This window comes from Pararhizobium sp. LjRoot235, from assembly GCF_964254145.1.
In the GTDB taxonomy this organism is placed as follows: domain Bacteria; phylum Pseudomonadota; class Alphaproteobacteria; order Rhizobiales; family Rhizobiaceae; genus Pararhizobium.
This window is the reverse complement of record NZ_CAXUSP020000001.1, coordinates 3,398,962-3,419,589: the sequence shown is the minus strand read 5'-3', so window position 1 is coordinate 3,419,589 and position 20,628 is coordinate 3,398,962. Positions and strand designations below refer to the sequence as shown.

The following is a 20,628-nucleotide window of genomic DNA, read 5'->3' as shown; positions in this document are numbered from 1 at the left end:
CTTTTGGTGTCAGCGGTCGGTCACGTCGACGCTGACGATCCTGCCGCCCTGGTCGAAGGTGATGATCTCTTCGCCCTGCCGCCGAAGCTGTTTTCCGGTGAGCGCACTGGTGGCCGTCAGGTGCCAGATCGAGCGTGCCGAAACGGCGGACAGCGGTTCAATCAGACAGTCTTCGGCGACCTGGTCACGGTACTCGGCGAAATAGCGCCGGAATGCCGCCATGATCTCGGCACGCCCCTTGAGGCCGCCGACTTTGCCAGAAGAATAGGTGGCATCTTCCGTGAAGAAATCCTCGATCGCGGCGAAATCGAGCGCGCTGATGGCGGCATGAAACCGCCGCACCAGCGCGACGGGATCAAGGGCTGGCTGCACACCCATTCTCACACATTGACCCCATAGGCCAAAAGATCGGCCTGCAACGTCTGCGGGTCGGTGAAAAGCACGGCATGCCATCCGGCCGCCCGGGCGCCTTCGACATTGACCATGTTGTCGTCGATGAACAGTGTCGCGGAAGGATCAAGGCCGAAGGCTTCGGCATGTGCCTGGTAGATCGCCACGTCGGGCTTGATCAGCTGCGCATCTGCCGAGACCGTGACGCCGCGCGGCAGCGTCAGGAACGGAAACAGCTTTTGCGCCTCCTTGAAGGTATCGGAGGCGAAATTGGTCAAGAGCGTCACGTCATAGCCCTTGGCGATCAGGCACTCCATGATCGAGACGCATTCGACATAGGCATGCGGCACCATCTCGTGCCAGTGCCTGCGAAAGGCGCGGATGTTTTCTTCCTGCGCCGGATGCTCGGCGATCAAAAGGTCTTCCGCCTCGCGCCAGCCGCGGCCGCGGTCCTGCTCGATGTTCCAGTCATGCGTGCAGACATTGGCAAAAAACCATTTGCGCTCGGCCTCGTCCGGAATGATCCGGCTGAAGGGAATATCGGGATCGTAGTGGATCAGCACCTTGCCGATGTCGAAGACGATGTGGCGGATCGCGACGCTGCTCATCAGACGTTCCTCTGTTCCCGGCCTCTATCACTCTTGCCGCGGAAAGCATGCGGTATAGCCTGGGCGATTGCTTTTTTCATGACGGTCGGCAGCGCTTGCGCCTCCAGCGAGGCGAGCGGCTCCCACCAGCCGTTTCCGCTTTTGTTCCGGTTGGCGACATTCGCGCGATAGACCGACAAGCGCAATTCAAAATGCGTAAAAACATGCGTGATCGCGCCGCAAGGTTCCCAGCTCGCGGCAAAAGGCTGCGCCTCGACCGAGGTTTCGCCGTCGATGCGCGCTGTCCAGGCTGTGCCCGGCACCTCCGTCATGCCGCCGAGCAGGCCGGTTTCGGCCCGTTTGCGCAGATAGACCGCGCCTTCCGGACAGCTGGCGACGAAGGCCGCGCCGACGCGCAGCGGCTTGTCCTTCTTGGCGGCCTTGCGCGGAAAGGTTTCGGGATCGGCGGTCTTCAGCGCCAGGCAGAGATCGTTGAACGGACAGAGCGCGCAGGCTGGCCGTTTCGGCGTGCAGATCGTGGCGCCGAGATCCATCATCCCTTGGGCGAAATCGCCCGGCCGGCCGACTGGGGTCATCTCGGCCACCAGCGCCCGCATCTGCGGTTTGGCCGTGGGCAGTGGCGTCTCGATCGCATGCAGCCGGGAAATCACCCGCTCGACATTGCCGTCGAGCACGGCGCTTGGACGGTTGAAGGCGATGGCCGCAACAGCCGCGGCTGTATAGTCGCCGATCCCCGGCAGCGCCTTCAGCCCTTCCTCGGTGCCGGGAAACACGCCCTGATGATCGCGGGAGACCGCTTCGGCGCATTTCTTCAGGTTTCGTGCCCGGGCGTAATAGCCGAGCCCTGCCCAGGCCTTCATCACCTCTTCGGTGTCCGCCGCCGCCAAGTCCGTAACCTTGGGCCAGAGCGACAGGAACTTGTGGAAATAGGGTTTGACCGCCTGCACGGTGGTCTGCTGCAGCATCACTTCCGACAACCAGACGTGATAGGGATGGGCGACAACGCCGTCCCTTGCCATCGGCGGTGAGACGCGCCAGGGAAGATCGCGGTGGTGCCGGTCGTACCAGGCAAGAAGCCGGTTGGCCGCATCGGCCGCGTTGAACATGTGCTGCATCATTTGCCGGAAGGTTGGTTGGGTCCTATACTTGGCGGAGTGTTCGCCATCCTTCAAGGCGAAATCGAGAACTGAAAGCCGTTCTGTTGAAACAACCTTATACCCGCAAGGGCGTCGTGCAGATCAGCGAGGTCGCCAACGGCCTGATCGACCCGGTGCTTGCCAAGCGCGCCGGCATCAACACGCTGCTGCTCGGCTCCTGGGACGAGATCGCCGGCGAGGAGTTTGCCGATTGCACCCGCCCAGAAAAGATCGCCTGGCCGCGGCGGGCCTCGGAAATGGCGGGCGAGGGCGGCTATCAGCCCGGTGTCCTGACGGTCGCCTGCGAGGGCGCGCGCGCCCTGTTTCTCACCCATGCGCAGGGCGAACTGATCCAGCGGATCAACGGCTTCTTCGGTTTTCCGGCAATCAGCCAGATGCGGATCGTGCAGAAACCGGTCGCGCCGCCGCCGAAGCACAATCGCAAGCCCAAACCGCTGACCGGCGCTCGGGCGCGGCATCTGGAAGAACTGGTCGGTGGTATCGAGAGCGAGGCGCTGAAGGCGGCGTTGACGCGGCTTGGCACCGCTGTCATGTCCGACCGAAAGAAATGATGGCGGCGGTCACGATTGTTTGAATATTGGTGAGCGGCAGGCCCTTGTCGCCCAAGGCAAGGCAAGTTATCGAATTTTCGACCGTTTTCATTCATCCCCTTACACAGGTGAAACCATGTCCTTTTCTGAACTGAGCCCTTTCAAGCGCCTCCTGAGCGGCGTCGCCGTGGCCGCCATTGCCGTGACGCTTGTCGCCTGCAGCGACGAGAAAAAGGACGCGGCTTCCAACGCTCCGGCAACGGAAACGACGGCGGCGAAGACCGAGGTCAAGCCGGCTGACGGCGGTTCCATGATGTCGTCGGCAACGGCGATGAAACCCGCCGACGGTGGCTCGATGATGGCCGCCACGACGACGCAAGCCAAGCCCGTCGACGGCACGACGACCTCGTCCACCATGTCGTCGGCGATGAAGCCCGCGACTGCCGACGCCAATCAGACGCAGATGGCTCAAGCCGCCGCGCCGGCAACGAAGGTCGAGCTGCCCGAGGTTCAGGGCGAAGTCGATGTCGCCAAGCTGATGGAGCCAGGCCCGCTGCCGGAAATGGCGATCGGCAAGGCCGATGCGCCGGTGACCATCGTCGAATATATGTCGATGACCTGCCCGCACTGCGCGCGCTTCCACAACGAGACCTTCGACGCCATCAAGGCGAAATATGTCGACAGCGGCAAGGTTCGTTTCGTCGTTCGCGAATTCCCGTTCGATCCGCGGGCAGCCGCTGCCTTCATGCTGGCGCGCTGCGCGCCGGAAGGCCAGTATTTCCCGATGGTCTCGATGCTGTTCAAGCAGCAGGAAACCTGGGCTGCCGCCCCGAACGGCCGCGATGCGCTGCTGCAGATGTCGAAACTCGCCGGTTTTACACAGGAGAGCTTCGAGGCCTGCTTGACGAACCAGAAACTTCTCGATGATGTGCAGGCAACGATGCAGAAGGGCGAGAAGGAATACGGGGTAAAGGCCACCCCGACCTTCTTCATCAACGGCAAGCAATATTCCGGAGAAATGTCGGTTGACACCATGTCGGCCCTTATCGACACGATGCTCTGATCCTTCGCGCTCTTTGAGAACGACCGGCGGGCGCCTCAGTGCGCCCGTTTTTCCTTACCTCCCCCTTGAGGGGGGAGGTCGCGCGGAACGCGCGGGTGGGGGTGAACTTTGGGTGTCGCAAGAGGCCACCCCACCCCGGAGCTCCGCTCCGACCCTCCCCCTCAAGGGGAGGGTGGCTCCATGAAATTCACAAAACTCCGTCTTCTCGGCTTCAAGTCCTTCGTCGAACCCTCCGAATTCGTCATCGAGCGCGGGCTGACCGGCGTTGTCGGGCCGAATGGCTGCGGCAAGTCCAATCTGGTCGAAGCGCTGCGCTGGGTGATGGGGGAAAACTCCTACAAGAACATGCGCGCGTCCGGCATGGACGACGTAATCTTTTCCGGTTCCGGCAAGCGCCCGGCCCGCAACACCGCCGAAGTCGGCCTCTACCTCGACAATTCCGACCGCACCGCGCCCGCCGCCTTCAACGACAGCGATGAAATCCAGGTGACGCGGCGGATCGAGCGGGAAAACGGCTCGGTCTATCGCATCAACGGCAAGGAAGCGCGCGCCAAGGACGTGCAACTCCTGTTCGCCGACGCCTCGACCGGCGCCCGCTCGCCGTCGATGGTCGGGCAGGGGCGGATCGGCGAATTGATCGCCGCCAAGCCGCAGGCCCGCCGGCAACTGCTGGAAGAAGCCGCGGGCATTTCCGGGCTGCATTCGCGGCGGCACGAGGCCGAGCTGCGCCTCAGGGGCGCCGAAACCAATCTGGAGCGGTTGGAGGACGTGACATCCCAGCTTGAAAGCCAGATCGAAAGCCTGAAGCGCCAGTCGCGCCAGGCAAATCGCTTCAAGATGCTGTCGGCGGATATCCGCCGTCACGAGGCGACGCTTCTGCATATCCGCTGGGCGCAGGCGAAGGAGGCCGAAGCCGAAGCCGACAGCCACCTCAACCAGGCGACATCGCTGGTTGCCGAAAAGGCGCAAGGCCAGATGGAGGCGGCCAAGGCGCAAGGCATCGCCAGTCTGAAGCTGCCGGAATTGCGCGAAGGTGAGGCCCGCGCGGCGGCCGCCCTGCAGCGGCTGCAGATCGCCAAGGCGCAGCTCGAGGAAGATGCCGGTCGCATCCTGCGCCGCCGCGACGAGCTGCAGCGCCGCCTGTCGCAGCTCGCCGAGGACATCATTCGCGAGGAGCGCCTCGTGGCCGACAATGCCGGTATTCTGGCCCGATTGGACGAAGAGGAGAGAGAGCTCCGCGATCTCCTCTCCGAAGCCGGCGAGCGGGCGCAAGAGGCGCGCGAGCGGCTGGTCGAGGCGAGCGAAGCACTGGGCGAAAGCGAGCGGCAACTGGGGCTTCTGACCGCCGAGAAGGCCGAGGCACAGGCGGCGCGCAACCAGCTTGAAAAGACCATCCGTGATCTCGCCGAGCGGCAGGCGCGGCTTGCCCGGCAATTGTCGGACCAGAAAGGCGATCTGGACGACCTCGACCGGCAGATTTCGGCCCTTCCCGACCCGCAGGAAAAGCGCGAGGAGGTCGAGGCGGCCGAAGCGGCGCTGGAGCAGGCGGAAACTGCGATCGCCGATATCGAGGATGCGCTGAATGCCGCGCGTCTCGCCGAAGTCGAGGCCCGCCCGCCTGTCGAGGCGGCCCGCGCCCGGCTGAACGGCATCGAGACGGAAGCACGCACCATCCGGCGCATGCTCGAAGCCACGGTGATACAGGGCACGGCCCCTCCGATTGTCGATGACATGCAAGTTGATCGCGGCTTTGAGACCGCGCTGGGCGCTGCCCTTGGCGAAGACCTTGAATCTCCGCTCGATCCGAGCGCGCCCGCGCATTGGCGCCTGCCGGCTGATGGATCGGACGATCCGCGATTACCGAACGGCGCGGTGCCGTTGGCCGGGCATGTGCGTGCCCCGCAGGCGCTCGATCGTGGTCTGCGCCAGATCGGCATCGTCGACAGCGATGCGATGGCCGAGGCGCTTTTGCCGATGCTCAAGGCCGGCCAGCGGCTGGTGACGCGCCAGGGTGCCGTCTGGCGCTGGGACGGTCACGTGACCGGTGCCGATGCGCCGAGCGCGGCTGCCTTGCGGCTGGAGCAGAAGAACCGGCTGGCTGAACTCGAAACCGAACTTGTCGATGCCCGCCATCAGCTGGAGTTGCACGCGGCGGAGCTTACCGCCGCCGCCGCGCGCATTCGCGCCGGGGACGAACGCCTGCGGCTGTCGCGGGAAGAGCAGCGCATGGTCATGCGCAAGCTTGCCGAGGCGCGCGATGCGCTGGCGGCAGCCGAGCGGGCATCCGGTGATCTCGTCCGCCGCCGTGCGGTCCTTTCTGAGACGGGCAGCCAGCTGGCCTTGCAGGTCGAGGAAATCGGCGAGCAGATGGAAGGTGCGCGCGAGGCGCTGGAGGATGCGCCGGATCTCGCTGAGCTGGAGCGCAGGCTGAACGGCCAGATGACGACTGTCGCGACCGATCGGGCGCGGGTTGCCGAAACGCGTGCGATCAACGACGGCCTGGCTCGCGAAAACGAGGCGCGTGAGCGCCGCATCGGGGCAATCACCGTCGAGCGGCAGACCTGGAATGCGCGGGCGGCAAGCGCGCAGGAGCATATCGAAACGCTGCGCGAGCGCGAAAGCGAGGCACGCGAGGAGGCGGAAGAACTTCTTGAGGCGCCGGACGAATTCGACGAGAAACGTCGCGCGCTGATGAACGAGTTGTCGAAGGCGGAAGAGGCGCGCCGGCAGGCGGCGGACCTTCTGGCTGCGGCTGAAACCCGCCAGCGCGATGCCGACCGGGTGGCTGCGACGGCGCTGTCGGAGCTTGCCGAAACGCGTGAAAAACGCGGACGCGCCGAAGAGCGCCTCGTTTCCGCCCGCGAAAAGCGCATCGAGATTGAAGCCCGAATTCGCGAGGCGCTGAATTGCGCCCCGCATGAGGTGATGCGCCTCACCGGCCTTCCGGTCGATGGCGATTTGCCGGACATGCGCCAGATCGAGCGTGATCTGGAGCGGCTGAAGATCGAGCGCGAGCGTCTGGGCGCGGTCAATCTCAGGGCCGAGGAAGAGCAGAAGGAACTGTCGGACAAGCTCGACGCCATGCTCAAGGAGCGCGAGGACGTCATCGACGCGATCCGCAAGCTGCGGTCGGCAATCCAGAACCTCAATCGAGAAGGCCGCGAGCGCCTTCTCGCCGCCTTCGACGTGGTCAACGCCCAGTTCCAGCGGCTGTTTACCCATCTCTTCGGCGGCGGTACGGCCGAACTGCAGCTGATCGAAAGCGACGATCCGCTCGATGCCGGTCTCGAAATCCTCGCCCGGCCGCCCGGCAAGAAGCCGCAGACCATGACGCTTCTGTCCGGCGGCGAACAGGCGCTGACGGCGATGGCGCTCATCTTTGCCGTGTTCCTCACCAACCCGGCGCCGATCTGCGTACTCGATGAGGTGGATGCGCCGCTCGACGACCACAATGTCGAGCGCTACTGCAACCTGATGGACGAGATGGCCGCCTCGACGGAGACCCGCTTCGTCATCATCACCCACAATCCGATCACCATGGCCCGCATGAACCGCCTGTTCGGCGTCACCATGGGCGAGCAGGGTGTCTCCCAGCTTGTCTCGGTTGATCTGCAGACGGCAGAGCAACTGCGCGAAGCGGTGTGATCATTCGAATTCGATGACGAAGCTATGGGTGCTATTGGTCTCGCCCATATCGTCCCACGCATCGACGTACACAGCTCCAAGATCCGCTTTTCCGCGCCGATGTGCGTAGAACATCGCGTAGTCGTCGCCGGGCTTGTATTCGTTCGGGATGTCGTTGTACCACTTGGCGTAGCTCATGGGCTCGCGGCTTTCCCATTGCCAACCGCCGCGCGGCTCCCGGCCTGCGGGATCCTGGATCAAGCCGATCCAGGGACCCATCTTGTAAGAAGTGTTTGTGGATGCGTCGTAGCCGGATTGGAATAGACGTGAATCCTTGTTGAAAAGAGATGCAATGAAATTGTTCTCCGCCTCGGATGTCACAGTTGCCAGATATCCCCCGCAGCGCTTGGCCGCCAGTGCCGCCGATTTCCACGTCGTCCATTGCGCGCGTATCACCACGTACATATGCCCCTCGAAGGAGCCGTAGACCTTTTCCTGCCACGGATCGCAGTCGACTGCCTTCAAGACGCGTGCATCGGTTTCCAACCCTGCGAAATCCTTCGGCATGTACAGCCGCGCCATGGGCGAGGAGTAAAGGCCGTCCTCGGCCTTGCTCACATCAATCCCGAGCGCCTTCGCCGTCTTTTCATTGAAGTAGCCGGTACCGGTAATGCTGGCGGATTTCTGGTAGTCGGTGATGGCCCTGCGGGTCTGCGCGCCAAACACGCCATCCGCGTTTCCCGCACCGAAGCCCTTTGCGGCAAGAGCCAGCTGAATCTTGCTTCTATCAGTCCTGTTGAGGGCAAGTTCGTTCTCGGCTTGCTCAGGCGTCGGGAACAGGGGGGAAAGTGCTGTCGGCTCCATGACTGACAGGATCTGCCGGGCGAGGTTAGACTGCTCCCCGCTGCGATGCTTGGCGAGAAAGAATTTCCAGATGCGCGGTGTATTGATCCGCAGCGCCTTTTCAAAATCCGCCTCGGCCTCCACCTTTTCCGGATCGATGGCGGGTGTAGCGGCTGGCAGCTGCGCCTCCACCTCCGGCAACGCGGTGTTGAAATAGAATTCCAGTGCCAGCGACGACAAAATCTGCGGCGACTGCTTGCCATCGGTCGCCTTTCGAACATCGCGGATCACCCGCTTGAAGGCGGTGCCGATCTCGAGGCCGGGGCCTGCGAGATGGCCGATCAGCGCTACGGTGAAGGGAGAGTTCTTGCCGCTGCCGTCGGACGCGACCTGTCCGGGTGCCGCCGCGAACGCGACCATGGTGCCCGCGCTCTCGGTTTCGACAGGTGCCAGTCCGCGTGTGGCGATGCTTCTGGTGGCGCCTTCGACCTCTTGGTTGAGCCGGTTAGCGAGCGGATTGTTGCGACATGCGTCGAGGAAGAAGAGCGCGATCTTCGACTTTTTCTCGATTGCCCCGATGACATCCGTCAGCGCCAGCGTCTCGGCCGCGACATCGAATTCGCTCGCAAGCCGTGCATCAGTGCCGACGAGATAGTTTTCGCCGCGAAGCTGCATGCCATGGCCGGCGAAGTAGAACAGGGCGACGTCGTCGGCGCCTATCTTGCGTGCAAAGCGCGACACGGCGTCCGCCATCTCCCTGCGGTCGGCGTCGGTGACGATATCCGTGTCAAATCCCTGGCTGGAGAGGAATGCGCCGAATTGCCTTGCGTCGGACACGGCATTGGGCAGGTTGCCGGCTGCCTCATAGGCGGAGCTGCCGATAACCAGGGCGAGCCGCCGGCCGTCTGCCGCGTGAGAAGTCGAAACACCCGCCCACAAGACGAACGCCAGCGCCATCAATAGCCTTTTTGCGATCTCCTGCATTTTGAAACGCTCCCATCCATCAGGAAACGGGCGGCCGGAAGTTTTATCGTTCCTTGCACAAGGACAAAAGCGCAGTCGAAACAGTAATCGATCGCCTTCCGGCGATCTGCCTCCGGCATTCATCTTAAACACTTCGTCACCTGATAAGAAGATTTTTCATATATCGGGCGTACGGTATCGGCTACGCCTTTCGGATGGGTGGGCTGTCGAGGACTTGAAGCTTGACGGATTTCACAAGCCGCATGTGAAATGGCTGGCGCCGGCCGATCCTTGCCCGAACGCCGGTTTCGCGGCTCCTGTCGGAATGACTTGGCGCCGCCGCCGGGTCGCGGCTTGATCCCTTTCTTCTTTCGTCCCTCACACTTTTGTCTCAAGATTTGTTGCAATGCAGCAAATTTCCGCCACCGATGCATTTTAAACGTGAAGAGGATAATGTAGCGTCAGGTGGGAGCCTTATGGGTGGGAGAATGAATATGACGAAATGGGTTTACACCTTCGGCGGGGGAGAAGCCGAAGGCAGTGCAGGCGATCGCGATCACCTGGGTGGCAAGGGCGCCAATCTGGCGGAGATGTGCAATCTCGGCCTGCCGGTGCCTCCGGGACTGACGATCGTGACCGATGCCTGCGCGCGCTATTATGACGACGGCCGCATCATTCCCGTGGAATTGAAGAGCCAGGTTAAAGCCGGCATCGAGAAGATGGAGGCGATTACCGGCCGCGTCTTCGGCGACACGCAACACCCGCTGCTGCTTTCCGTGCGCTCCGGCGCGCGCGCCTCGATGCCGGGCATGATGGATACCGTCCTCAATCTCGGTCTCAACGACCACACGGTGGAGGCGCTCGGCCACGATGCCGGCGATGCCCGCTTCGCCTGGGACAGTTACCGACGCTTCATCCAGATGTATGCCGATGTGGTGATGGGGCTCGATCACGAGGTTTTCGAGGAAATCCTCGAGGACGAGAAGGGGCGCCTCGGCCATGAAAACGATACCGAGCTTTCCGCCGTCGAATGGCAGCATGTCATCTCGCTCTATAAGCGCATGATCGAGGAGGAACTCGGCGAACCCTTTCCGCAGGATCCGGAAGTGCAACTCTGGGGCGCGATCGGCGCTGTCTTTGCCAGCTGGATGAATCCGCGCGCCATCACCTATCGTCATCTGCACAATATTCCAGCCGGATGGGGCACCGCCGTCAGCGTGCAGGCCATGGTCTTCGGCAATCTCGGCAACACGTCGGCAACCGGCGTTGCCTTTACCCGCAACCCTTCGACCGGCGAGAACGAGCTTTATGGCGAGTTTCTCGTCAATGCGCAGGGCGAGGACGTCGTCGCCGGCATCCGCACGCCGCAGAACATCACCGAGGCTGCGCGCATCGCCTCCGGCTCCGACAAGCCCTCGCTGGAAAAGCTGATGCCGGAAGCCTTCGAGGAGTTCCAGGCCATCTGCAACAAGCTGGAAGCGCACTATCGCGACATGCAGGATCTGGAGTTCACCATAGAACGCGGCAAGCTCTGGATGCTGCAGACCCGCGCGGGCAAGCGCACCGCCAAGGCGGCGCTGAAGATCGCCGTCGATATGGCCGAAGCGAAAATGATCACCAAGGAGCAGGCGGTCGCCCGCATCGATGCGGCTTCGCTCGACCAGCTGCTGCACCCGACCATCGATCCGCATGCCCGGCGCGATATCATCGGCTCCGGCCTGCCCGCCTCGCCGGGAGCGGCGACGGGCGAAATCGTCTTTACCTCGGAGGAGGCAGTGATGGCGCAAAAGGAAGGCCGCAAGGTCATCCTGGTGCGCGTCGAGACGAGCCCCGAAGATATTCACGGCATGCACGCGGCCGAGGGCATTTTGACATCGCGCGGCGGCATGACCAGCCATGCGGCCGTCGTGGCACGCGGCATGGGCATTCCGTGCGTCTCCGGCGCCGGAAACCTGCGTGTCGATGCGCGCAACGAATTGCTGATCGCTCCCTCCATTACGCTGAAGAAGGGCGACGTCATCACCATCGACGGTTCCTCAGGGCAGGTGCTGAAGGGCGAAATCCCGATGCTGCAACCGGAGCTTTCCGGCGACTTCGGCAAGATCATGGCCTGGGCCGACGCCAGTCGCCGCATGACCGTGCGCACCAACGCCGAGACGCCGGCGGATGCGCGTGCCGCCCGTTCCTTCGGTGCCGAAGGGATCGGGCTCTGCCGCACCGAGCACATGTTCTTCGAGGGTGACCGCATCAACGTCATGCGCGAAATGATCCTTGCCACTGACGAGGCCGGACGGCGCACGTCGCTTGCCAAGCTCCTGCCGATGCAGCGCTCGGACTTCACCGAACTCTTCGAGATCATGCACGGACTGCCGGTAACGATCCGCCTGCTCGACCCGCCGCTGCATGAATTCCTGCCGAAGACCGACGAGGAGATCGCCGATGTCGCGGCCGTGCTCGACCTGAAGCCGTCGGAACTGCGCGAGCGTGTCGACGAACTGCACGAGTTCAATCCGATGCTCGGCCATCGCGGCTGCCGGCTGGCGATCTCCTATCCCGAGATCGCCGAGATGCAGGCCCGTGCCATCTTCGAGGCGGCGGTGCAGGCTGCCCGTGAGACGGGCGCTGCGGTCGTTCCGGAAATCATGGTGCCGCTGGTCGGCCTCAAGACCGAACTCGATTACGTCAAGGCGTGCATCGATGCGGTGGCCAAGGAGGTGATCGGCGAATCGGGCATGGAGATCGAATATCTCGTCGGCACCATGATCGAGCTGCCGCGCTCGGCCTTGCGCGCCCATGTGATCGCCGAATCCGCCGATTTCTTCTCCTTCGGCACCAACGACCTGACGCAGACCACCTTCGGCATCTCCCGCGACGACGCCGCACAGTTCCTCAATACCTATATCCAGAAAGGCATCGTCGAGAAGGACCCCTTCGTCTCGCTCGACTTTGACGGCGTCGGAGAACTCATCCAGATCGCCGCCGAACGCGGCCGCCGCACCAAGAACGGCCTGAAGCTCGGCATCTGCGGCGAACACGGCGGTGATCCGGAATCCATCCGCTTCTGCGAGGAAACCGGCCTCGACTACGTCTCCTGCTCGCCCTTCCGCGTGCCGATCGCAAGGCTTGCAGCCGCGCAGGCGGCGATCAACGGCAAGGGGTGAACGGCCGATCCGGTTATCCGGCGGGGGCCAAGCCCGCCGGCTCTGCCGATTTACTTACTGATCGATGAAGTCCCGCACCGCTTTGCTGTAGCCTTCCGGATCCTGCAGCATGGCGAAATGGCTGGCATTTTCGAGGATCACCAGTTTGGCGCCAGGGATGGTCTTTGCCAGATAGTCCGTGTGCTCGCGGCTGATCGCCTCGTCATGATCGCCCAGCACGATCGCGGTCGGCGTCGTGATCTTCTTCAGGTCTTCGTCGCTCCAGTTGGGCTGGCTTGCCCACATGTTGCTGATCTGGATGACGAAGGCGTCGTATTCCGCCGGTGTCGGCGAGATATTCTTGTACACCTCGCCGGCCTCCTCGACATAGGCGGCAAAGGTCTTGTCCTCCATCACGGTCGGAATGACCCCGCCCACCTTGGAATTGGCGGCTTGGGCGAAGAGCTTCGTCAGCCGTTCGGGATGATGGATGGCGATGTCGAGGCCGATGATGCCGCCGTCACTCCAGCCGACCAGCGCCGTCTTCTCGATCTTCAGATAGTCGAGCAGGGCAAGATAGTCCGACGACATCAACTCGTAGCTGTAGGGTTCGGCATTGCGGGTCGAGCGGCCGTGGCCGCGGCTATCGGCGACGATGACGGTATGGTCCCTCGAGAGGTCGGCAACCTGCGCGCCCCAGACCTCGCTGTAGCCAAGCCCGCCATGGATCAAGAGGACAGGCGGTCCGGAGCCGTAGATAGCATAATGGAGTTCTATGTCGTTGACAGGGGCCTTGCCCGTCTTCGCCGCGTGCGGCAGCGGGGCAGGTTCGGGCAGTTCCTGCCAGCGTTCCGCAGCAAGTGCAGGCGCTGCGGAGAGAAAGAAGAGGGCGCAGAATATTTTCAGTACGGCTGTCATGAAAAATCTCCCGTCGATGTCGCGTGCATAATAGGCGCGATTTGCGCTTGCCAAAGCAAGCGCCTTTTCGCGTTGAACGGGAAATTTTCTTGTTGGTAGATATCGCCTAAATTATCGGCGGACGACGACCGGCCTGTCCCAGCCCCATATCATGGCATCGTTTCCATAGCGGAAGGCACGCGATTCGGCCCGGCGGTCCAGATCGATGCGCTGCAGGCAGGTTGCAAGGGCGTCGGTATTGCGGCGGAAGCCGTAGGACAGGCAGGTCTTCTCGTCGGCGGCGCGGCGCTCTTCCGGCGTCATCGTCGCGCAACCGGAGAGGACCGCTCCAAGAGCGGCCAGCAACACTAGTCTCCGAATATGCATGATCAGTCCCTGTGATGTGCTGCGAGATCCGATCAACTATCAGATGCGCTGCAGCACATCCACAAAAGCTTCCGCGAAATTTTTCAGGTCTGCCGTCTCCTCATTCGGCTTTTCGATGCGGATCGTCGTTCCGTCGCTCTCCAGGCAGGCAAAGACGGTGGTCGTCGCTGCAGTGCCATCCTGTGGAATGCGCAGGACGGCGATCCGGTCGCAATCGGCAATGAGGCCTGATGCCGGCAGTTCAAAGAGCAATGCGCCGTCGATCGCGGCGGCAGCGGCACGGACATGGGCCGCAAAACCCTCGGCGCCCGTGGTAAATCCGTCCAGCGAGAGTTCAAGCTCCAGCAGTTCCATCGTCAGGCTCGCATCCGATGGCGGCACGGTAACCTGGGCAGCGGTGGATGCCTGTTTGGGTTCGGATGACAGCATGCTCTCTCTCCTTTCAAGCGCCGGAAAGCGGTCGCTTCCCGGGTGCTTTGAAAATTTGATGTCTGTGCAAACCGGTCCGGTGGCTTGAGGACCGGGAAACACGCCTGATCCCCGTTCCCAAGACATGGTTAACGAGAATGGCGAATTTGCGGCGCGAGCGGCGATCCCAGTACTTGCAAGCACTTGGCAGGCACTTGGCAGGCACTTGGCAGGCACTTGCCCGCTTCATTCGCTGCTGCGATGTGATCTTGCCGAAAACCGCTTCCCACTTTTCTCCATCATGCTCTAAACAGGAGAAGAAGTTGCCGCGTCCGGGTCAAGGGATTGATTCTGCCAGATGATGATCAAGTATGAGCGCCCCACGTCTCATGCCGCCCGCTGGGCGCGCAGGACCGCCCGCTTTGCCTTCGGTCTCTTCGCCGTGGCGCTGCTGGCGCATCGCTTCGGCCCGCTGATCACGCCGCATTTCGTGGCGCTTATGGTGTTTTCGGCGGGATTGGCGGCTCTTGCCGTGGTGCTTGCCGCCATCGGCTTCGTTCGGCTCTGGCAGGTCGCGGCCGTCGGCGGCGTCGCCTCCTTCGTCGCGCTTGTGTATGCGGCTATCCCGATCGCCGCCGCCGGCTTCGCGCTCAACGAATATCTCTCCAAGCCGGCGATCTACGATGTCAGCACCGACACCGTGACGCCGCCTGCCTGGATCAAGCCGCCGGATACGATGCAGGGCTGGCTCGAACGCCCGGCCGTCGTGACGCCGGAGGACCGTGAAGCGCAGATATCCGCCTATCCGGGGCTCACCGGCCGCCGCTATGACGGTGCCCTTGACCGCGTCTACCGGGGCGTGAAGATCGTTGCCGAAAAAACCGGCATCGGCATCGTCGATGAGGAGGGCGTCGAAAACGCTAAGCCTGACCTGGAGGACATGGCGGTCAAGCCGGACGATGCAGCGCCAACCGACAGCGAGCCGGGCGACGTGCCGATCCCGCTGTCGCGCCCGCAGACGATGCCGGGCGAGATGAGCACCGGGCGACGCTCGTCCGATATCCTGCTGCAGGGCGAATGGCGCACGCTGATCGCCGGCTTCCGCTTCGATGTGCTGATCAGGCTGCGCGAAGAGGCCGAGACGACCTTTGTCGACATGCGCGTGGCCTCCCGCTACGGCCCGCACGACCTTGGCCTCGGCGCCGCGTTTGCTAACCAATTCCTGCATGCGCTCGACGCGGAATTGCTCGGCATTGCGGGGGATTGACGGTTCGGCGGCCTATCAGGCAAGCCGGCGCCAGAAACAGCGGCGGCGGCATGCAGAGGAAGCGGCAGCCGCAGCAGCGTCAGCCGCGGGTCGTCGCAAGGCAGCCACCCCAGCCGGCGCCAAACGTGCCGCAGCCGCCGAGGATGCGCAACCGCTTGGCGCTCATGCAATGAACCGGCTGCGATGCTCCGGTGTCGGTACGAAGCAGGCATTGCGCCTTCCTGCGATGCGGTAGCGGTTGCGCGCCACCAATTCATAAAGCGGGTCACGCAGCGCCCGGGGAATGAGGCGTAGCGCGGAAACGAGGCTGAAGGGCAAGCCGAGACCCGCCGCCATGCGCAGCGAACCCTGCGATTTCACAAGGGCAGATCCGTTTTCGATCAGCATGTTGGTCTCGTAGTAGCGGCTGTCGAGGCCGTAATGTTGGTAGAGCGCTTCGCCGAGCGGCGATTGCGCGGTGATGAAACGGTAGCGGCCCTTTTTGTCATGCCGGAGCACGAAGTTCGCCCAGCCGGAGCAGAAGATGCATTCGCCGTCGAAGACGATGATCGGGTGATCGTCGGCAAAGGCGGGCACGGCCGGATCGCTGCGATAGCTGTAGGCCGGACGCGACAGCATCAGGCGGCACCGCCGGGCGCCAGCCGATAGATGCGGTCAAGCGACGGTGGGCCGTCGGTCTCGACCTGACCGCGCTCGACCAGGTCTTCGATATGGGCAAGGACCGAAAGAGCGGCTGCGCCATGCAGCCGCGGGTCGGTGGTCTGGTAGATCACCTTGACCATGTCGGCGATCAGCCTGTCGCCGGCCCGCAGCCGTTCCATAACGGCGCGCTCGCGCATCCGCCGGTGCGCGCGCAGGCCCCGGAGAAAGGCGGCAGGCTCCGTCACCGGGCCGCCATGGCCGGGCAGATAGAGCCGGTCGTCGCGGCCAAGCAGCTTTTCGAGCGATGCCATATAGTCGGTCATCGATCCATCCGGCGGTGCGACGATCGAGGTCGCCCAGGCCATGACGTGATCGGCGGAAAAGACGATGCCGGTGTCCCCCGGAACCGTGCCACCGAGCGCAAAGGCGGCGTGGTTGGCGGTGTGGCCGGGGGTGAGCAGCGCCGTCAGCGACCAGCCGTCGCCTTCCACCGTGTCGCCATCGGCAAGCGCGATATCGGGCACAAAATCGATGTCGGAGCTTTCGGCGAACGGGTTGATCTCGCCCTCGTGCAGGAGCCTTGCCGCCCGGTGCGGCCCTTCCGCGACAATCAGCGCGCCGGTCCTGGCCTTCAGGCGGCGGGCAAGCGGCGAGTGGTCGCGATGGGTGTGGCTGACGGCGATATGGGTGACTTCGCGGCCCTTCAGCGCCGTCATCAGCGCCTGGAAATGCGCCTCATCCTCCGGCCCCGGATCGATCACCGCGACGGACTTGCCGCCGACGATATAGGAGTTGGTGCCGTGGAAGGTGAACGGGCCGGGATTGTTGACGGTGATGCGCTGGACACCGGCCGCCACCGTCACCGCCTCGCCATGGGCGGGTTGAAAATCAAGGTTGAAATCCGGGCCGTCCATGCGCCGTCTCTTCACTTGTACTCGATTTCGATGAAGGACATGAACTCGCGGCCGGCATTGATGACATTGTGCTCGACACCCGCCTCGCGCCGGTAGGCCGCGCCCTTGGCGATATCCACCCGCCGCTCGCCGCCCGGCTCCTCGAGCAGGAAGCGGCAATCGGTCATCGGGATCACGACATAGCCCATGCCGTGCACATGATGGCCGGTATCGGCCCCCGGCTCGAAATCCCATCGCGTGATCCGCACCATCTCGTCATCGAGAAGCAGCGTCGGCTTGGCAGGCGGGCGGGCGCGAAAAATGCTCATGAGGGTCTCCAGATTGCCACCGGACCCTAGCGCAGAAAACCGGCGACAGGAATGGATTTCCCTCACCGAGCTTCACGTCTTTTCATCGCGTTGCTATACTTCCATGAACGGCCTCGACGCGGGTCGAGAACGGCCCCTCACCCTAACCCTCTCCCCGCAAGCGGGGAGAGGGGACGACAGAGGTTGCCGCATATCCCTTCTCCCCGTTCACGGGGAGAAGGTGGCCGGCAGGCCGGATGAGGGGCTTTCCCCGGATGCCAAGGCACGAAAAATCCGCCCAAAGCCCAACTTAGCCGTTGTCGCCTGCGTGCGGCTTTGCTAAACCGGCTCTCGATTTGGCCGGGCGATTTGCCGAGCGCCAAGCGTTGGGGCGTAGCCAAGCGGTAAGGCAGTGGTTTTTGGTACCGCCATCCCTGGTTCGAATCCAGGCGCCCCAGCCATTCGATGTCTCTCAATTCCGCGCCTTGCGCCAACCCGCCGCCCAGGCCTCGGCCTCCGAACAGAACCACCGCTCGCCATATTGCGGGCTGATCTTCGTCGCGGCGTAGTATTCCTGTCCGGGAACATGGAAAATCCGTTCCCCGGTCTCGATGCTGATATTGCCCTTGATATTGCAGTCCTTCGCAGTACCGCTGAGGGACAAAAGCAGATCGTCGGCGCTCATGATGCCGGCCGCCCCGAATGCGACAAGGCTGAGCGCGATCCCCGGCGCGGCTGCCATGGACGCGAGCAGGGAGCGGCGCTGCGGCTTTCGATCGAACTGGTGATGACGCATGATCCTTCCCCCAAAGGTCTGCGCCAAATAGTAACCGAAGGCTTATATTAGTTAAATCTCTACTATTGGTGAAGGCAACAGGGCCGGCGATACTCCGAACGGTCCATGGATGGGGGCGACCTGCCTTGATCCACTTGATCCACTATCTTTCACCCCTCCCGCGCCATCTTCGCCCGCCGCTCGATTTCCGCCGCCGAGGGTTCCTCCTGCGCAAACGACCCCGTCTTGATCTCGCCGTTACGCACGTAGGTGTTGATCGTCACGCCGGTGGTCGCCACCTTCGAGCCCGTCAGTTTCAGCGCAACCGGCATGGCGCCGTTGCCGAACAGGCGCTTGCCGCGGCCGAGCACGAGCGGGAAGATCAGCAGCCTGAATTCGTCGATCAGGTCGGCGGCAAGCAGGGTCTGGATGAGGTCGCTCGATCCCTGCAGCAGGAGGACCGGTCCGTCGCCGTGCTTCAGTTTCTTCACCTCGGCGGTGACATCACCCTTGATCGCGACGGAATTCTGCCAGGCAAGCGGCTGCCTCGATCGGCTGGCGACATATTTGGTCGCCGGGTTGAACAACGAGCCGATCGCGTCGTCTTTATCGACATAGGGCCAGTACGCGGCGAAGATTTCGTAGGTCTTGCGGCCGAGCAGAAGGTCGAAGGGCTCGGAGAAGGTCTCGGCTATCGCCTCGCGCGTTACTGCGTCCCAGTAGGGGACGGTCCAGCCGCCATGGGTAAAACCACCGGTCGGGTCCTCCTGCGGCCCGCCGGGGGCCTGCATGACGCCGTCGATGCTCAGGAATGTTGCAGCAACAACCTTTCTCATCTTCCTCTCCTTGGATTACTCCTTGAGCGGAGAGGTGGGCCGGATATCCGCCCGGTCAAGGGCAATCGCGGCATGCCGGATGAAAATGCCGGACAAAAACGAACCCGCCGGGAGGAGGGCCGGCGGGCGCATCGTATCACCCTGTTTGTGCGAGGTGGCGCTACTTCGCCTTGTCGCCAGCCAGGAACTCGTCGCACCAGCTCGGGCCGGTCGAGGTCTTGCGGTCGCCGAGCACATGCATCGAGCGGATGACATAGTCGGAGGAGACCGTCAGCTGGACGGAACAGCTGAGGAACTCGGTGCGGGCAGAGGCGATCTTCTTGCCCTTCTTGCCGTCCTTGGCCTCGGCATACTGCGCCGGAACGGTGCGCTTCTTGTAGCCGCCCTTCCAGGAATAGACCGTCATGTCGCCGCTCTCGGCGTCGGACTGCGGCGGGCCGAACTGGGCGAAGAAGGTGCCGGCCGGCTGGCCGTTCCAGCGCGATTCGACGGCATTGCGAGCCGGCCCCGTGGTCGTGCAGCCGGCAAGCGCCAGCACAAGGCCGGCGACGGTCATCAAGCGGAAATTCATGTCTCAAGTCCCTTTGGCGTTCGTTCTGAAATGGGCGCGGCCAAGGCGGCGCAACATGCGAGCAGCCAAGGCTTTCGACCTTGCCTCTAGCGCCAAAGCTTATGAAAGAAAATCGCCAGAATGACTTATAGGCGCAGGTCCGCGCATAAATTCGCAAGCGTTGCCGAAACGCCCCAGCGAGCAGGCGTTTCACCACGGGCGGCGATATTCCTGTTGGCGTCATCCTGCCCTCCTTGTTTAAGAAAAAGGGGCTAGGGTGAGGGAGGGGGAGGGCCAGCTCGGGGGATGGCGTGCCGGCACAGTACACGACAGTGGCCATCTCACCCCCCTCTGCCCTGCCGGGCATCTTCAAGGGGGGAGATTGGCGCCGGGCGGGCCTCCAGCTCCCGATCTCCCCCCTTGAGGGGGAGATGTCACGAAGTGACAGAGGGGGTATTTCCGATGCTATCGTGTCCTTTGGCGCGCCGGAGTTGGTCACAGCCAAGGCCGGCCTTACCGCATTGTTTTTAGCCAACTTTGCGTTTTTTCGATTTTGCCGCTTGTCCAAACGAAAATGCTGTTCTATAGAGGCGCCGCTGGTCACGGAGTGTAGCGCAGCCTGGTAGCGCACGTCGTTCGGGACGACGGGGTCGGAGGTTCGAATCCTCTCACTCCGACCAGCTTGAAATTCCCGGAAATCCTTGAATGATCTCGAAAATCCATCGCCGGATTGGCGACTGGACGTTTGCAAGCCGTGCGGTTTCAGCAGGCGCGCGGCATACTGCCGGAACGCCGGATTATTGTGCGCAATCCCGGCAGCCCGAACAATCGAGCAGTATCAAGTGGGCGAGCAGTATCAATTGGGATGAAAATCTGCCAAAAGGCTCTCGCCTGCAAGGGCCGGACGCGGCCGCTATTAAATTTAGAATAGGGCCGGGTGGGCAGATTGACGTCTCTCCCGCTGTCACGAAAGAACGTGACCGTCCTTATTCCGCATGTCTCTCGTTGACGGCGCAACCGTCCCGCCACGGCAGCAGCGTCTTTGCCCGGCAAAAGTCTCTACAGTGTCAACCGTGCCCGGCGCGAAGCCCTCGATCCCCGTAGCTCTGCATGAACCCCATGCGGTGGCATGCCGTGCGCACCTGTTTTTCCGATATACAGGACCATCGGTGCCGGCATTACTTGCCGACGTCGTCTTTCTTGACCGAAAAACCAGAGATGAACTACAACGGCTTTGCAGCTGCAGTTCAGGCCTGCCCGCAGATGCGCACCTTCATTTTCGCGCGGCTCACGTAGCACCTTCAGACAGGTGGCTCGCGTGCCCGGCGCACTGACCAGGAGCCGGGT

Annotated in this window: 18 protein-coding genes and 2 tRNA genes; 7 read left to right on the top strand and 13 right to left on the bottom strand. The window is 62.9% G+C overall.

Annotation, left to right across the window (positions count from 1 at the left end; genetic code table 11):
- Nucleotides 1–9 precede the first annotated feature (9 nt).
- The 3 genes from ACSQ2Z_RS16785 to mutY are packed head-to-tail and all read right to left on the bottom strand — an operon-like array spanning nucleotide 10 to nucleotide 2,113.
- Nucleotides 10–378 carry a nuclear transport factor 2 family protein gene (locus tag ACSQ2Z_RS16785; protein ID WP_436082227.1) on the bottom strand — a complete coding sequence of 123 codons (369 nt, stop codon included), beginning with the start codon at nucleotides 376–378 and terminating at the stop codon, nucleotides 10–12.
- 2 nt (nucleotides 379–380) lie between these two features.
- On the bottom strand, nucleotides 381–998 hold the full coding sequence (locus ACSQ2Z_RS16780; protein WP_436082226.1) for an HAD family hydrolase: 618 nt from the start codon (nucleotides 996–998) through the stop codon (nucleotides 381–383).
- The gene (gene mutY / locus ACSQ2Z_RS16775) at nucleotides 998–2,113 is read right to left on the bottom strand and encodes an A/G-specific adenine glycosylase (protein WP_436082225.1); all 1,116 of its coding nucleotides are present in this window, start codon (nucleotides 2,111–2,113) and stop codon (nucleotides 998–1,000) included. The genes ACSQ2Z_RS16780 and mutY overlap by 1 nt, the downstream gene beginning before the upstream one ends.
- 86 nt (nucleotides 2,114–2,199) lie before the next feature.
- On the opposite strand from mutY, the gene ACSQ2Z_RS16770 reads away from it, so the two are divergent.
- From ACSQ2Z_RS16770 to ACSQ2Z_RS16760, 3 genes are all read left to right on the top strand, one after another.
- Nucleotides 2,200–2,706, top strand: a complete 507-nt coding sequence (locus ACSQ2Z_RS16770; RefSeq protein WP_436082224.1) for a DUF721 domain-containing protein — start codon at nucleotides 2,200–2,202, stop codon at nucleotides 2,704–2,706.
- 394 nt (nucleotides 2,707–3,100) lie between these two features.
- On the top strand, nucleotides 3,101–3,748 hold the full coding sequence (locus tag ACSQ2Z_RS16765) for a DsbA family protein (protein WP_436083110.1): 648 nt from the start codon (nucleotides 3,101–3,103) through the stop codon (nucleotides 3,746–3,748).
- Between the two features lie 180 nt (nucleotides 3,749–3,928).
- Complete coding sequence (locus ACSQ2Z_RS16760; protein ID WP_436082223.1) at nucleotides 3,929–7,393, top strand: chromosome segregation SMC family protein; 3,465 nt, start codon at nucleotides 3,929–3,931, stop codon at nucleotides 7,391–7,393.
- Here ACSQ2Z_RS16760 and ACSQ2Z_RS16755 read toward each other — a convergent pair whose 3' ends face one another.
- Complete coding sequence (locus ACSQ2Z_RS16755; RefSeq protein ID WP_436082222.1) at nucleotides 7,394–9,199, bottom strand: caspase family protein; 1,806 nt, start codon at nucleotides 9,197–9,199, stop codon at nucleotides 7,394–7,396.
- A gap of 473 nt (nucleotides 9,200–9,672) precedes the next feature.
- Here ACSQ2Z_RS16755 and ppdK point away from each other — a divergent pair, with 473 nt between their 5' ends.
- Nucleotides 9,673–12,339, top strand: a complete 2,667-nt coding sequence (gene ppdK / locus ACSQ2Z_RS16750; RefSeq protein WP_436082221.1) for a pyruvate, phosphate dikinase — start codon at nucleotides 9,673–9,675, stop codon at nucleotides 12,337–12,339.
- Nucleotides 12,340–12,393: 54 nt separating this feature from the next.
- On the opposite strand, the gene ACSQ2Z_RS16745 is transcribed toward ppdK, so the two are convergent.
- The 3 genes from ACSQ2Z_RS16745 to ACSQ2Z_RS16735 all read right to left on the bottom strand — a co-directional run bounded on the left by ACSQ2Z_RS16745 (nucleotide 12,394) and on the right by ACSQ2Z_RS16735 (nucleotide 14,031).
- Nucleotides 12,394–13,236: an alpha/beta fold hydrolase gene (locus tag ACSQ2Z_RS16745; protein ID WP_436082220.1), complete on the bottom strand. Its 843-nt coding sequence runs from the start codon at nucleotides 13,234–13,236 to the stop codon at nucleotides 12,394–12,396.
- Nucleotides 13,237–13,347: 111 nt separating this feature from the next.
- Nucleotides 13,348–13,602 carry a hypothetical protein gene (locus ACSQ2Z_RS16740; protein WP_436082219.1) on the bottom strand — a complete coding sequence of 85 codons (255 nt, stop codon included), beginning with the start codon at nucleotides 13,600–13,602 and terminating at the stop codon, nucleotides 13,348–13,350.
- A 39-nt stretch (nucleotides 13,603–13,641) separates the two neighbouring features.
- Entirely contained in the window at nucleotides 13,642–14,031 is a 390-nt protein-coding gene (locus ACSQ2Z_RS16735) for a hypothetical protein (RefSeq protein WP_436082218.1), read from the bottom strand.
- 337 nt (nucleotides 14,032–14,368) lie between these two features.
- On the opposite strand from ACSQ2Z_RS16735, the gene ACSQ2Z_RS16730 reads away from it, so the two are divergent.
- A complete protein-coding gene (locus ACSQ2Z_RS16730) occupies nucleotides 14,369–15,277 on the top strand; it encodes a DUF1499 domain-containing protein (RefSeq protein WP_436082217.1) in 909 nt (302 codons plus the stop codon).
- A 162-nt stretch (nucleotides 15,278–15,439) separates the two neighbouring features.
- Here ACSQ2Z_RS16730 and ACSQ2Z_RS16725 read toward each other — a convergent pair whose 3' ends face one another.
- Genes ACSQ2Z_RS16725 through ACSQ2Z_RS16715 form a run of 3 tightly spaced genes read right to left on the bottom strand, consistent with a single transcriptional unit; the run spans nucleotide 15,440 to nucleotide 17,141 of the window.
- Complete coding sequence (locus tag ACSQ2Z_RS16725; RefSeq protein WP_436083109.1) at nucleotides 15,440–15,892, bottom strand: thiol-disulfide oxidoreductase DCC family protein; 453 nt, start codon at nucleotides 15,890–15,892, stop codon at nucleotides 15,440–15,442.
- 2 nt (nucleotides 15,893–15,894) lie between these two features.
- Nucleotides 15,895–16,833, bottom strand: a complete 939-nt coding sequence (locus ACSQ2Z_RS16720; RefSeq protein WP_436082216.1) for an MBL fold metallo-hydrolase — start codon at nucleotides 16,831–16,833, stop codon at nucleotides 15,895–15,897.
- A gap of 11 nt (nucleotides 16,834–16,844) precedes the next feature.
- Nucleotides 16,845–17,141, bottom strand: a complete 297-nt coding sequence (locus ACSQ2Z_RS16715; protein WP_436082215.1) for a cupin domain-containing protein — start codon at nucleotides 17,139–17,141, stop codon at nucleotides 16,845–16,847.
- A 366-nt stretch (nucleotides 17,142–17,507) separates the two neighbouring features.
- Between ACSQ2Z_RS16715 and ACSQ2Z_RS16710 the strand changes: the two genes are divergently transcribed.
- Nucleotides 17,508–17,581: transfer RNA gene (locus tag ACSQ2Z_RS16710), tRNA-Gln, on the top strand.
- An 11-nt stretch (nucleotides 17,582–17,592) separates the two neighbouring features.
- Here ACSQ2Z_RS16710 and ACSQ2Z_RS16705 read toward each other — a convergent pair.
- From ACSQ2Z_RS16705 to ACSQ2Z_RS16695, 3 genes are all read right to left on the bottom strand, one after another.
- Nucleotides 17,593–17,916, bottom strand: coding sequence for a sunset domain-containing protein (locus tag ACSQ2Z_RS16705; RefSeq protein ID WP_436082214.1), 324 nt, complete (start codon nucleotides 17,914–17,916; stop codon nucleotides 17,593–17,595).
- Between the two features lie 149 nt (nucleotides 17,917–18,065).
- On the bottom strand, nucleotides 18,066–18,731 hold the full coding sequence (locus ACSQ2Z_RS16700) for a dihydrofolate reductase family protein (protein WP_436082213.1): 666 nt from the start codon (nucleotides 18,729–18,731) through the stop codon (nucleotides 18,066–18,068).
- Between the two features lie 160 nt (nucleotides 18,732–18,891).
- Complete coding sequence (locus ACSQ2Z_RS16695; RefSeq protein WP_436082212.1) at nucleotides 18,892–19,302, bottom strand: hypothetical protein; 411 nt, start codon at nucleotides 19,300–19,302, stop codon at nucleotides 18,892–18,894.
- Between the two features lie 582 nt (nucleotides 19,303–19,884).
- Here ACSQ2Z_RS16695 and ACSQ2Z_RS16690 point away from each other — a divergent pair.
- A tRNA-Pro gene (locus tag ACSQ2Z_RS16690) sits at nucleotides 19,885–19,961 on the top strand.
- Nucleotides 19,962–20,628: the final 667 nt, after the last annotated feature.